23 protein-coding genes are annotated in these 11,897 nt (G+C 42.9%); all 23 read right to left on the reverse strand.

What is annotated here, in order from left to right:
- Positions 1 to 2: 2 nt before the first annotated feature.
- The 23 genes from rplO to rpsG all read right to left on the reverse strand — a co-directional run bounded on the left by rplO (position 3) and on the right by rpsG (position 11,889).
- On the reverse strand, positions 3 to 455 hold the full coding sequence (gene rplO, locus GGE08_RS08580; protein WP_127140075.1) for a 50S ribosomal protein L15: 453 nt from the start codon (positions 453 to 455) through the stop codon (positions 3 to 5).
- A 13-nt stretch (positions 456 to 468) separates the two neighbouring features.
- Positions 469 to 648: a 50S ribosomal protein L30 gene (gene rpmD / locus GGE08_RS08585; RefSeq protein ID WP_179384474.1), complete on the reverse strand. Its 180-nt coding sequence runs from the start codon at positions 646 to 648 to the stop codon at positions 469 to 471.
- Positions 649 to 660: 12 nt separating this feature from the next.
- Positions 661 to 1,185, reverse strand: a complete 525-nt coding sequence (gene rpsE, locus GGE08_RS08590) for a 30S ribosomal protein S5 (RefSeq protein ID WP_127140077.1) — start codon at positions 1,183 to 1,185, stop codon at positions 661 to 663.
- A gap of 6 nt (positions 1,186 to 1,191) precedes the next feature.
- A complete protein-coding gene (gene rplR, locus GGE08_RS08595; protein WP_179384475.1) occupies positions 1,192 to 1,545 on the reverse strand; it encodes a 50S ribosomal protein L18 in 354 nt (117 codons plus the stop codon).
- An 11-nt stretch (positions 1,546 to 1,556) separates the two neighbouring features.
- Positions 1,557 to 2,099: a 50S ribosomal protein L6 gene (gene rplF, locus GGE08_RS08600; protein WP_179384476.1), complete on the reverse strand. Its 543-nt coding sequence runs from the start codon at positions 2,097 to 2,099 to the stop codon at positions 1,557 to 1,559.
- A gap of 19 nt (positions 2,100 to 2,118) precedes the next feature.
- The gene (gene rpsH / locus GGE08_RS08605) at positions 2,119 to 2,517 is read right to left on the reverse strand and encodes a 30S ribosomal protein S8 (RefSeq protein ID WP_127140080.1); all 399 of its coding nucleotides are present in this window, start codon (positions 2,515 to 2,517) and stop codon (positions 2,119 to 2,121) included.
- 18 nt (positions 2,518 to 2,535) lie between these two features.
- Positions 2,536 to 2,805: a 30S ribosomal protein S14 gene (rpsN, locus tag GGE08_RS08610; protein WP_036379829.1), complete on the reverse strand. Its 270-nt coding sequence runs from the start codon at positions 2,803 to 2,805 to the stop codon at positions 2,536 to 2,538.
- A gap of 1 nt (position 2,806) precedes the next feature.
- Positions 2,807 to 3,358 carry a 50S ribosomal protein L5 gene (gene rplE, locus GGE08_RS08615; RefSeq protein ID WP_179384477.1) on the reverse strand — a complete coding sequence of 184 codons (552 nt, stop codon included), beginning with the start codon at positions 3,356 to 3,358 and terminating at the stop codon, positions 2,807 to 2,809.
- 2 nt (positions 3,359 to 3,360) lie between these two features.
- Positions 3,361 to 3,672: a 50S ribosomal protein L24 gene (rplX, locus tag GGE08_RS08620; RefSeq protein WP_218847515.1), complete on the reverse strand. Its 312-nt coding sequence runs from the start codon at positions 3,670 to 3,672 to the stop codon at positions 3,361 to 3,363.
- A gap of 16 nt (positions 3,673 to 3,688) precedes the next feature.
- Positions 3,689 to 4,057 carry a 50S ribosomal protein L14 gene (gene rplN / locus GGE08_RS08625; RefSeq protein ID WP_127140083.1) on the reverse strand — a complete coding sequence of 123 codons (369 nt, stop codon included), beginning with the start codon at positions 4,055 to 4,057 and terminating at the stop codon, positions 3,689 to 3,691.
- A 2-nt stretch (positions 4,058 to 4,059) separates the two neighbouring features.
- The gene (rpsQ, locus tag GGE08_RS08630) at positions 4,060 to 4,317 is read right to left on the reverse strand and encodes a 30S ribosomal protein S17 (RefSeq protein ID WP_100816200.1); all 258 of its coding nucleotides are present in this window, start codon (positions 4,315 to 4,317) and stop codon (positions 4,060 to 4,062) included.
- 13 nt (positions 4,318 to 4,330) lie between these two features.
- Positions 4,331 to 4,522 (reverse strand): 50S ribosomal protein L29, encoded by a 192-nt coding sequence (rpmC, locus tag GGE08_RS08635; RefSeq protein ID WP_014032004.1) that lies wholly within the window; start codon positions 4,520 to 4,522, stop codon positions 4,331 to 4,333.
- Positions 4,523 to 4,541: 19 nt separating this feature from the next.
- A complete protein-coding gene (rplP, locus tag GGE08_RS08640; RefSeq protein ID WP_127140084.1) occupies positions 4,542 to 4,961 on the reverse strand; it encodes a 50S ribosomal protein L16 in 420 nt (139 codons plus the stop codon).
- 20 nt (positions 4,962 to 4,981) lie between these two features.
- A complete protein-coding gene (rpsC, locus tag GGE08_RS08645) occupies positions 4,982 to 5,692 on the reverse strand; it encodes a 30S ribosomal protein S3 (RefSeq protein ID WP_127140085.1) in 711 nt (236 codons plus the stop codon).
- A gap of 9 nt (positions 5,693 to 5,701) precedes the next feature.
- Complete coding sequence (gene rplV / locus GGE08_RS08650) at positions 5,702 to 6,109, reverse strand: 50S ribosomal protein L22 (RefSeq protein ID WP_127140086.1); 408 nt, start codon at positions 6,107 to 6,109, stop codon at positions 5,702 to 5,704.
- A 7-nt stretch (positions 6,110 to 6,116) separates the two neighbouring features.
- Complete coding sequence (rpsS, locus tag GGE08_RS08655; RefSeq protein WP_127140087.1) at positions 6,117 to 6,395, reverse strand: 30S ribosomal protein S19; 279 nt, start codon at positions 6,393 to 6,395, stop codon at positions 6,117 to 6,119.
- 11 nt (positions 6,396 to 6,406) lie between these two features.
- Positions 6,407 to 7,231: a 50S ribosomal protein L2 gene (gene rplB / locus GGE08_RS08660; RefSeq protein WP_127140088.1), complete on the reverse strand. Its 825-nt coding sequence runs from the start codon at positions 7,229 to 7,231 to the stop codon at positions 6,407 to 6,409.
- A 9-nt stretch (positions 7,232 to 7,240) separates the two neighbouring features.
- Positions 7,241 to 7,531: a 50S ribosomal protein L23 gene (gene rplW, locus GGE08_RS08665; protein WP_179384478.1), complete on the reverse strand. Its 291-nt coding sequence runs from the start codon at positions 7,529 to 7,531 to the stop codon at positions 7,241 to 7,243.
- Positions 7,532 to 7,538: 7 nt separating this feature from the next.
- A complete protein-coding gene (rplD, locus tag GGE08_RS08670) occupies positions 7,539 to 8,168 on the reverse strand; it encodes a 50S ribosomal protein L4 (RefSeq protein WP_179384479.1) in 630 nt (209 codons plus the stop codon).
- Entirely contained in the window at positions 8,168 to 8,791 is a 624-nt protein-coding gene (gene rplC / locus GGE08_RS08675) for a 50S ribosomal protein L3 (RefSeq protein ID WP_179384480.1), read from the reverse strand. Before rplC ends, rplD begins: the two co-directional genes overlap by 1 nt.
- A gap of 168 nt (positions 8,792 to 8,959) precedes the next feature.
- Positions 8,960 to 9,265 carry a 30S ribosomal protein S10 gene (gene rpsJ / locus GGE08_RS08680; protein WP_108246808.1) on the reverse strand — a complete coding sequence of 102 codons (306 nt, stop codon included), beginning with the start codon at positions 9,263 to 9,265 and terminating at the stop codon, positions 8,960 to 8,962.
- Between the two features lie 12 nt (positions 9,266 to 9,277).
- The gene (fusA, locus tag GGE08_RS08685; RefSeq protein WP_179384481.1) at positions 9,278 to 11,404 is read right to left on the reverse strand and encodes an elongation factor G; all 2,127 of its coding nucleotides are present in this window, start codon (positions 11,402 to 11,404) and stop codon (positions 9,278 to 9,280) included.
- A gap of 8 nt (positions 11,405 to 11,412) precedes the next feature.
- A complete protein-coding gene (gene rpsG / locus GGE08_RS08690; protein WP_179384482.1) occupies positions 11,413 to 11,889 on the reverse strand; it encodes a 30S ribosomal protein S7 in 477 nt (158 codons plus the stop codon).
- Between the last annotated feature and the right edge of the window lie 8 nt (positions 11,890 to 11,897).

Consider the following 11,897-nt stretch of genomic DNA (forward strand, 5'->3'; position numbering starts at 1 on the left):
TCTTATAAACTTATCGCCTCACCTCCTGCTGACTCGATGGCAGCTTTGGCGGAAGCGGTAAATTTATGTACGGATACTTTTAGGGAGGCCTTCAATTCGCCATCGCCCAATATCTTTACCAAATCGTTTTTGTGGGCCAAACCGTTGTCCATTAGTGTTTGCAAGGTAACCTCGTTTTTCACGGCTCCTTTGTCCACCAATTCCTGTAGTTTGCCCAAATTGACTCCTGTGTACTCTTTTCTGTTCCTGTTGTTGAAACCGAATTTGGGTACACGTCTTTGCAATGGCATCTGACCACCTTCGAAACCAATCTTTTTGGAATATCCAGATCTAGACTTGGCTCCTTTGTGCCCACGGGTAGCAGTTCCTCCTTTACCGGAACCTTCTCCTCGTCCTACACGTTTTCCTTCTTTGTGCACAGCGCCATCCGCTGGTTTAAGATTATTCAAATCCATGTGCCTTTATATTTTAAGCTTCCTCTGTGGAAACCAAGTGTTTTACCTTATTTACCATTCCAAGGATACTGGGAGTCGCTTCGTGCTCAACTACCTGTCCGATTTTTTTCAATCCAAGAGCTTCCAAGGTCCTTTTTTGGTCCTGTGGTTTTTTGATACCGCTCTTTACTTGCTTTACTTTTATCTTTGACATAATATCCTCTATTTATCCTTTAAAGACTTTTTCCAAAGAAACTCCTCTTTGTTTTGCCACAGTATCTGCACTTCTCAATTGCAACAAAGCGTCAAAAGTAGCTTTTACCACGTTGTGCGGGTTGGAAGAACCCTGAGACTTGGACAATACATCCTGAACACCCACTGCTTCCAATACGGCCCTTACGGCACCACCGGCGATAACCCCGGTACCATGGGATGCAGGCTTAATGTATACCCGTGCACCACCGAACTTTCCTTTTTGCTCGTGAGGTAATGTAGCCTTGTTCAATGGAATGCGAACCAAGTTCTTTTTGGCATCCTCGATAGCCTTGGCGATAGCCGTAGCAACTTCTTTGGATTTACCCAAACCATGTCCAACTACTCCGTTCTCGTCACCTACCACAACTATTGCTGAAAAACCAAAGGCTCTACCTCCTTTTGTTACCTTGGTAACCCTTTGCACTCCAACCAAACGGTCTTTCAACTCCAGTCCACCTGGCTTAACTATCTCTACGTTCTTGTAATTCTGGTACATAGTTTCTTAAAATTTTAGTCCGGCTTCCCTAGCTCCTTCAGCCAATGATTTTACTCTTCCGTGATATAGGTTCCCCCCCCTATCAAAAGCAACGGCGTCAACACCAAGCTTAAGGGCCTTTTCGGCTATGGCCTTTCCCACGTTTGTCGCGATTTCGGACTTGGTTCCTTTGGAATCGACATCTTTGTCCCTGGACGAAGCCGCCGCCAAAGTTACACCTTTATTGTCGTCAATCAACTGGGCGTATATTTCTTTATTGCTCCTGAAAACAGACAGCCTTGGTCTTGCTTCAGTTCCGAAGGATACTTTGCGTATTCTTCTTCGGATGCGTAATTTCCTTTCAGTCTTAGATAATCCCATAGTCTTAATTATTAAGCTGATTTACCTGCTTTTCTTCTTAATTGCTCGCCAACAAACTTCACACCTTTTCCTTTGTAAGGCTCTGGCTTACGGAAGGATCTGATCTTGGCAGCCACTTGGCCCACCAATTGTTTGTCGTGAGACGTTAGTTTTACGATAGGGTTTTTCCCTTTTTCGGAGATGGTCTCAATTTTCACTTCTGGAGCGATGTCCAAAATGATGTTATGAGAAAATCCTAGGGCCAAATCCAATTTCTGTCCTTGGTTGCTGGCTCTGTAACCAACTCCAACCAATTCCAATTCCTTGGTCCAACCATTGGTCACACCTTCTACCATATTATTGATAAGAGCGCGGTATAACCCATGCTTTGCTTTGTGATTGTTATCATCGGAAGGTCTTTCCAAAACAACACTTCCGTCCTCGACTTTTACGTCAATTCCTGAAAACTCTTGTGTAAGCTCTCCCAATTTACCTTTTACAGTAACCAAGGAATCCTTCACTTCTACAGTGACTCCCTCAGGAATTTTAACTGGACTGTTACCTATTCTAGACATTTTTCTTCTCTTTTCTCAATTAATATACGTAGCACAATACCTCGCCACCTACGTTCTCTTGCTGGGCTTGCTTGCTCGTCATAACTCCGTGGGAAGTGGAAACGATGGCGATGCCCAATCCGTTCAATACCCTAGGCAAATCGTTAGAGCTTGAATACTTTCGCAGACCGGGCTTACTTACCCGCTGCAATTTTTTAATGATAGGCTCCTTGGTAAATTTATCGTACTTCAAGGCGATTTTGATATTGCCCTGTACTTCGTTTTCCTCGAACTTGTAGCTCAAAATATAGCCTTGATCGAACAATATTTTGGTAATCTGTCTCTTAAGATTGGAACCTGGGATATTTACAACCCTATGACCTGCCTTGTTGGCATTTCTCAATCTGGTCAAATAATCTGAAATTGGATCTGTAAGCATTTCTTTTCTTTATCTAAATTACCAACTTGCCTTCTTAACACCGGGAATCAAGCCTTTGTTGGCCATTTCCCTGAACATTACCCTGGATATACCAAAAGTTCTCATGTATCCACGAGGTCTACCGGTCAATTTGCAACGGTTCCTCATGCGCACAGGAGAAGCATTCTTTGGCAACTTTTGCAAAGCCTCATAATCTCCCGCTTCCTTTAGCGCCTTTCTTTTCTCGGCGTATTTTTCTACCATTTTAGCCCTTTTTCTTTCGCGGGCTTTCATTGATTCCTTGGCCATACTAGTTCTTTTTAAAGGGTATTCCCAGTTCGGTTAACAATGATTTTGCTTCTTTATCAGTCTCAGCTGTGGTAACGAACGTAATGTCCATTCCGTTGATTCTGTTGATTCTGTCGATATTGATCTCAGGGAAGATGATTTGTTCGGTAACACCCAAATTGTAGTTACCTCTACCATCAAAACCAGTGGCTTTCACTCCGGAGAAATCACGTACCCTTGGAAGGGCAGTTGTGATCAATCTATCCAAAAACTCGTACATACGCTCTCCCCTAAGGGTCACTTTTGCACCAATTGGCATTCCTTTTCTCAATTTGAACGTGGCAACGTCTTTTTTGGAAAGGGTAGCTACCGCTTTCTGACCTGTAATGTTGGTCAACTCGTCCACCGCATGGTCGATAAGTTTTTTATCGGACACAGCAGCACCGACACCTCGGCTTACCACAATCTTTTGCAACTTAGGAACCTGCATTACGTTCTTGTAACCAAATTCTTCGGTCAGCGCCTTGATCACACGCTCTTTATATTCTTGCTTTAATCTTGGAATGTAACTCATGACTAAATTACTTCATTGGATTTTTTGGAAACACGCACTTTCTTTCCGTCCCTTACTTCGTACCCTACGCGAGTTGCCTCACCAGATTTTGGGTCGATCAAGGAAAGATTGGAAATGTGCATCGGAGCTTCCTTTTTTGTTATGCCTCCTTGAGGATTGTTCGCACTTGGCTTTTCGTGTTTGGACACCTCGTTGACGCCTTCCACGATAGCTTTGTTCTTTTCACGGTCTACACGAAGTACTTTACCTTCGCTGCCTTTGTGGTCTCCCGCAATGACTCTTACCGTATCCCCTGTTTTTATTTTCAACTTCATCTTTCTGATATTTCTGTTATAGCACTTCAGGCGCCAATGAAACAATCTTCATGAATTGTCTGTCCCTCAACTCTCTCGCAACAGGGCCAAACACACGGGTTCCCCTCATCTCCCCGGTTGGGTTCAACAACACGCATGCGTTGTCGTCGAAACGGATGTAAGAACCATCAGGTCTTCTTACTTCTTTCTTGGTCCTTACAACAACCGCCGTAGAAACAGAACCTTTTTTTACAGTACCGTTTGGAGTAGCCTCTTTTACGGTAACAACAATTTTGTCACCTACGGAAGCGTATCTTCTTTTCGTTCCTCCTAGTACGCGGATGGTCAAAACTTCTTTTGCACCGGTATTGTCCGCAACCCTTAATCTTGATTCTTGCTGTACCATAATTATTTAGCTCTTTCTAGGATTTCTACCAACCTCCAGCATTTTGTTTTGCTCAATGGTCGTGTTTCCATTATTTTGACGGTATCACCTTCGTTGCAATCGTTCTTTTCGTCGTGCGCAACATATTTTTTGGTCTTCAAAACGAACTTCCCGTACATAGGGTGCTTCATTCGTTTTACCTCAGAAACCACTATCGATTTCTCCATTTTGTTGCTGGTAACAACGCCTATTCTTTCTTTTCTTAAATTTCTGTTTTCCATAAGGCAGAACCGATTATTGTAATTCCCTTTTAGTTAATTCAGTTGCAAGTCTTGCTACCGTCCTTCTAGTCTTTCTGATCTGTAAAGGATTTTCCAAAGGTGTAACAGCGTGCGCCATTTTAAGATCGGCATGTTGTTTTTTGAACTCTGCCAATCGCTCCTTTAGCTCTTCAATTGAAAGTTCTTTTATTTCTGATTGTCTCATCTTTCTTCTCAATTAAAAATTAGGCGGAATAATCCCTTGCTACGACAAACTTGGTCTTTACCGGCAACTTTTGCGCTGCAAGCCTCAAGGCTTCTTGTGCAACGTCCATAGGCACACCGGCAATTTCGAACATGATACGACCAGGTTTAACCACGGCCACCCAATATTCCGGAGCTCCTTTACCCTTACCCATACGTACCTCTAGAGGCTTTTTAGTGATGGGCTTGTCCGGGAATATTTTGATCCACAACTGACCTTGTCTCTTCATGTATCTTGTCGCAGCGATACGTGCAGCCTCGATTTGACGGGAAGTAATGAAGTGAGAATCCAAGGACTTGATACCGAACATTCCATTGGAAAGTTGGTGGCCTCTTTGGGAAATTCCCTTCATACGCCCTTTCTGGGCCTTACGAAATTTTGTTCTTTTTGGCTGTAACATCTTACCTTACTTTATCTTAATTACTTTCTACGACGAGGTTTCTTATTCTCCTTGCCGCCTTTTCCTTGACTCTTGCTCAATCCTACCAATGGGGAAAGTTCTCTTTTTCCATAAACCTCTCCTTTCATGATCCACACCTTAACACCCAATCTTCCGTAGGTAGTGTGAGCCTCGTGCAATGCATAATCTACATCGGCACGGAAAGTGGACAATGGAATCCTTCCTTCCTTGTAAGATTCGGAACGTGCCATTTCAGCACCGTTCAAACGTCCGGAAATCTGAATCTTGATACCTTCGGCATTCATACGCATTGCAGCTGCAATGGCCATTTTAATGGCTCTTCTGTATGAAATCCTGCTCTCAATCTGTCTTGCTACACTCGCAGCAACCAAATTGGCATCAAGCTCAGGTCTCTTGATCTCGTGAATATTGATTTGGACCTCTTTGTTGGTGATTTTCTTAAGCTCTTCCTTAAGTTTATCAACCTCTTGTCCTCCCTTACCAATAATGATACCTGGCCTTGCGGTGGTAATGGTAATGGTAATCAATTTCAAGGTTCTTTCTATGATGACCCTAGATACACTGGCTTTGGCCAAACGTGCATAAAGGTACTTTCTGATTTTATCGTCTTCAGCCAGTTTATCGCCATAATCATTTCCTCCATACCAGTTGGATTCCCATCCTCTGATAATTCCTAAGCGATTTCCTATTGGATTGGTCTTCTGTCCCATATTATTCTTCTAGCTTTGAACGTTGTTATTGGCCTCCAAGATCATAGTAACATGATTGGAACGCTTTCTGATTCTATGTGCCCTACCTTGTGGAGCTGGTCTTAGTCTTTTCAACATGGTTCCTCCATCAACACGGATTTCCTTGATGTAAAGATCGGCAGCTTCGATATCAGCACCCTCATTTTTGGCTTCCCAATTGGCAATTGCAGAAAGCAAAAGTTTTTCCAATTTTCTAGAAGCTTCCTTTGGGTTAAATCTTAGGGTAGCCAAAGCCAACTCAACCTGCTTTCCTCTTACCAAGTCAGCGACCAAACGCATCTTTCTTGGAGAGGTTGGGCAATTGTTAAGCTTTGCAATAGCAAGTTGCTTTTTCTCTTCTTTTAACCTTTCGGCCATTTCTCTTTTACGAACTCCCATAGCTTACTTACTTTTTACCTTTGTTTTTAGCTCCTGCATGACCCCTGAAAGATCTTGTAGGTGAAAATTCCCCAAGTTTGTGACCTACCATATTTTCAGTAACAAAAACAGGGACAAATTGTCTACCGTTATGCACCGCGATGGTCTGCCCAACAAAGTCTGGCGTTATCATAGAGGCTCTAGACCACGTTTTGATAACTGATTTCTTACCTGATTCTATATTGGCCTGGACTTTTTTCTCCAAGCTATAATGAACGTATGGTCCTTTTTTTAACGAACGTGCCATTTACTTTTCTTTTATTTCTTTCTACGTTCTACGATATACTTATTGGTGTCCTTAGTTCTAGAACGGGTTCTGAATCCTTTTGCAGGAATACCGTTTCTAGATCTTGGGTGACCTCCGGAAGCTCTACCTTCACCACCTCCCATTGGGTGATCGACAGGGTTCATTGCTACTGGTCTGGTTCTTGGTCTTCTACCCAACCATCTGCTTCTACCGGCCTTACCGCTAACAAGCAACTGATGGTCTGAGTTGGATACCGCACCAATGGTCGCCAAGCATGTAGCCAACACCATTCTGGATTCACCAGAAGGCAATTTCATGGTCACAAACTTTCCGTCTTTCGCCATCAACTGGGCAAAAGTACCGGCACTACGAGCCATGATAGCTCCTTGACCCGGTCTCAATTCGATACAGGACACAATGGTACCCAAAGGAATTTCGCTCAACGGAAGCGCATTTCCAATTTCAGGAGCAGACCCAGTTCCAGACTGAATGGTCTGACCTACCTGCAATCCGTTTTGGGCAACCACATATCTTTTTTCACCATCCTTGTACTCTACCAAGGCGATAAATGCAGTTCTGTTGGGATCATACTGAATGGAAACCACAGTGGCCTCTACACCTTGCTTGTCCCTTTTGAAATCGATGATTCGATATCTTCTTTTGTGACCACCACCTTTATGGCGCATGGTCATTTTTCCTTGACTGTTCCTACCACCCGTCTTTTTTATCGGAGCAAGCAAGCTTTTCTCCGGCTTATCAGTAGTAATCGCGTCAAATCCGTTTACTACTCTAAAACGCTGACCAGGGGTTATCGGTTTTAATTTTCTAACTGACATTTCTCGTCTTTATAGATTACTGTAAAAATCAATAATATCACCTTCAGCTACATCAACAATCGCTTTTTTCAAAGCATTCGTTTTACCATGCTGAATACCGGTTTTTGTATAACGACTCTTACGGTTTGGCCCATAGTTCATGGTTCTTACCTTTTCCACAGAAACACCATAAGTAGCCTCTACCGCTTCTTTGATCTCAAGCTTGTTGGCACTAGGGTTTACATAGAAACCATAGCGATTGAAAAGCTCGCTGTCAGCGGTCATTTTTTCCGTAATTATCGGTTTTATCAACACACTCATGATTGTTCTATTTCTTTAGGTTCGATTCAATTCCTTCCAAAGCGCTTTCGGTCAACACCAAACTTGTTGCATTAACAATTTTGTAAGTGTTTAATTCTGAACCAGTTACGACTTCGGAGCGGTCCAAATTGCGCGACGACAAATATACGTTATTATTTGTACCGCCCAACACAATAAGAGACTTTTTATTTTCTATTCCCAAGGAAGACAAGAATTTAACGAAGTCCTTGGTTTTTGGCGCTTCAAAATTGAAGTCTTCCACAACCATCAAAGATTGCTCTTTGGACTTCAAGCTCAAGGCCGATTTTCTCGCCAATCGCTTCATGTTCTTGTTCAACTTTTGGGTGTAGTCTTTTGGTCTTGGACCAAAAATTCTACCTCCCCCTCTAAATACAGGGGATTTGATACTACCGGCCCTTGCGGTACCTGTACCTTTTTGTTTTTTAATCTTTCTGGTACTACCAGCGATCTCCGCTCTTTCTTTGGCCTTGTGCGTTCCTTGCCTTTGGTGGGCCAAGTATTGCTTCACATCCAAATAGATAGCGTGCTCATTAGGCTCTATCGCAAAAACATCGTCAGAAAGCTCTACTTTCCTACCTGTTTCTTTTCCTGTGATATCTAAAACTGCTACCTTCATTATTGCCACCTTTGAATTGTTACGTAAGCATTCTTGTGACCTGGAACACATCCTTTTACTACCAAAAGATTTTTCTCAGGAACCACTTTCAATACTTTCAAGTTTTGAACTGTCACTCTTTCACCACCCATTCTTCCGGCCATACGAAGACCTTTAACTACTTTGGATGGATAAGAAGCCGCACCGATGGAACCAGGGGCCCTCAATCTGTTGTGCTGACCGTGGGTTGCTTGTCCAACTCCACCGAAACCATGACGTTTTACAACACCTTGGAATCCTTTACCTTTTGATGTACCAACTACATCAACAAACTCTCCTTCTACAAACAGATCAACACCAACGGTATCTCCTAATTTGTATTCACCTTCAAACCCTTGGAACTCAACGACTTTCTTTTTAGGAGAAGTACCTGCTTTTTTGTAGTGACCTGTTTCGGCCTTGTTAGCACGTTTTTCTGCCTTGTCATCGAAACCTAGTTGAAGGGCTTTGTACCCGTCTACCTCTTCGGTTCTGACTTGGGTAACCACGCATGGTCCAGCTTCCAAAACGGTACATGGAACGTTCTTTCCATTCTCGTCGAAAATGCTGGTCATACCGATTTTCTTACCTATTAACCCAGACATATTTAATTAATTAACAATTATTTACTTTTTATAACTCTAGCCAATTTCTTGGCAAAAAAATTGGGTCAAGAAAACAATTCTGCTCTGACCCAGATTCTTTTCTTTCTCCGTTTTTCCCGAACCATCGTTCGGGACATGTGATTCCCACCTATAGTGGAAAAGGTATTATCAGACTTTTATCTCAACCTCCACACCACTGGGAAGCTCAAGCTTCATAAGGGCGTCGATGGTTTTTGATGAAGAGCTGTAAATGTCCAACAACCTCTTGTAAGAGCTCAATTGGAACTGCTCCCTAGCCTTTTTGTTCACGTGGGGTGAACGCAAAACCGTAAATATCTTCTTGCGGGTTGGCAACGGAATCGGTCCAGTTACCACAGCACCCGTAGTCTTTACTGTTTTTACGATCTTTTCAGCAGATTTGTCCACCAAATTGTGATCGTAAGATTTCAATTTTATTCTAATTTTTTGACTCATCTTGCTGAAAAATTAAGCGGTTACTCCTTTAGCTGATTTGATTACTTCCTCTGCAATGTTGGTAGGTGTTTCTGCATAGTGCGAAAACTCCATGGTTGATGTAGCCCTACCGGAAGACAATGTCCTCAAGGAAGTCACATATCCGAACATTTCGGAAAGTGGCACTTCAGCTTTAACAACTTTTGCTCCTGCTCTGTCGGACATGCTGTTAACCTGACCTCTTCTTCGGTTCAAGTCACCAACAATGTCACCCATGTTTTCTTCAGGGGTAAGCACTTCCAACTTCATGATAGGCTCCAAAATTACCGCTTTTGCTTTCTTGGCAGCTGCTTTGTAACCAAGCTTGGCTGCAAGCTCAAACGAAAGTTGATCGGAATCCACCGCGTGGAAGGAACCATCTTTAAGGGTAACTTTCATGGCGTCCATTTCGAATCCGGCCAAAGGACCATTTTTCATAGCCTCCTTGAATCCTTTTTCTACAGACGGAACAAATTCCTTAGGAATGTTACCACCTTTTATCTCGTTAACAAATTCAAGACCTGTCTTACCTTCCTCTGCAGGCTCCAAGGTAAATACGATGTCCGCAAATTTACCTCTACCACCTGTTTGTTTCTTGTAAGTCTCCCTGTGGTCAGCAGAAGCCGTAATAGCCTCTTTGTACTCTACCTGAGGTTGACCTTGGTTTACTTCTACCTTGAACTCACGTTTCAAACGATCACAGATAATATCCAAGTGCAACTCACCCATACCGGAAATGATTGTCTGTCCGGAAGCTTCATCTGTTTTTACTTGGAAAGTTGGATCTTCTTCGGCCAATTTAGCCAAAGCCATACCTAACTTATCAACATCAGCCTTTGTTTTTGGCTCAACCGCAATACCGATTACTGGATCGGGGAATTGCATACTTTCCAAAACAATTGGATGCTTTTCGTCCGATAGGGTATCTCCAGTCTTGATATCTTTAAATCCAACAGCAGCACCAATATCTCCAGCTTCGATAAAATCGATGGCATTTTGCTTATTGGAGTGCATTTGATAGATACGTGAAATACGCTCTTTGTTACCTGAACGGTTGTTCAAAATATAGGAACCAGCGTCCAAACGACCCGAGTAAGCTCTAAAGAATGCCAAACGCCCTACGAAAGGATCCGTAGCAATCTTAAATGCCAAAGCGGCAAATGGTTCTTTAGGATCTGGTTTTCTTCTTTCTTCTTTTTCAGTATCAGGGTTCACACCGATGATATCATCCTTATCCAATGGAGAAGGAAGGTATCTACATACAGCGTCCAACAAGAACTGAACACCTTTATTTTTAAAGGAAGAACCACAAACCATAGGAATGATGGCCCTATCCATTACAGCAGCACGTAGTGCGGCATGTACTTCTTCTTCAGTGATGGAATCTTCGTCCTCGAAGAATTTCTCCATCAATTGCTCGTCATATTCCGCAACAGCTTCGATCAAGGCAGCTCTATGCTCCCTAACCTCGTCCTGCATTTCTGCTGGAATATCCACAACATCAAATGTAGAACCGAAGTTATCTTCGTGCCAAACAACAGCTCTGTTCTTGGCCAAATCCACAATACCTTTAAAATCTGCTTCGTCACCAATTGGCAATACGATTGGCACCGCATTGGAGCCCAACATTTCACGAACCTGCTTACAAACAGCCAAGAAGTTGGCTCCTTGACGGTCCATTTTGTTCACGAAACCGATACGTGGCACTTTATAATTATCGGCCAATCTCCAGTTGGTTTCAGATTGTGGCTCAACACCGTCAACGGCACTGAACAAGAACACCAATCCATCCAACACACGAAGGGAACGGTTTACCTCAACCGTGAAATCCACGTGTCCGGGAGTATCGATAATATTAAAGTGGTAATCTTTTGTATCTGGCAATGTCTGCGCATTCTCCATGGGGAACTTCCAAGTACAGGTGGTAGCCGCAGAGGTAATGGTAATACCACGCTCTTGCTCTTGCTCCATCCAGTCCATGGTCGCTGCACCATCGTGCACCTCCCCAATCTTATGACTCACACCTGTATAGAAAAGAATACGTTCTGTAGTAGTTGTCTTTCCAGCATCAATGTGAGCTGCAATACCTATATTCCTTGTATATTTTAAATCTCTTCCCATTGTATTGTTTAGAATCTAAAGTGTGAGAATGCTTTATTGGCCTCGGCCATTTTGTGTGTATCCACTCTTTTCTTCACAGCAGCACCTTCTTCTTTGGCGGCCGCCAAAATTTCAGCTGCCAATTTCTGCGCCATAGATTTTTCGTTACGCTTTCTGGAGTAACTGATCAACCACTTCATGGCAGTAGAAATTTTTCTATCTGGACGAATCTGCATCGGGATTTGGAAGGTAGCACCACCCACTCTTCTACTTCGCACCTCTACGTGTGGCATTACATTGGAAAGTGCATCTTTCCAAAGCTCCAATCCGGTTTTTTCTTCGTCAGTATTTTTTTCATCTACGATATCGATCGCATCGTAGAAAATCTTGAACGCAATAGATTTTTTACCGTCCCACATCATCATGTTCACAAAACGTGTCACAAGTTGATCGTTAAATTTTGGGTCTGGTAATAAAGGTCTCTTTTTTGCCTGCTTTTTTCTCATCGCTTCTT

Source organism: Allomuricauda sp. ARW1Y1, from assembly GCF_013407935.1.
Taxonomy (GTDB): domain Bacteria; phylum Bacteroidota; class Bacteroidia; order Flavobacteriales; family Flavobacteriaceae; genus Flagellimonas.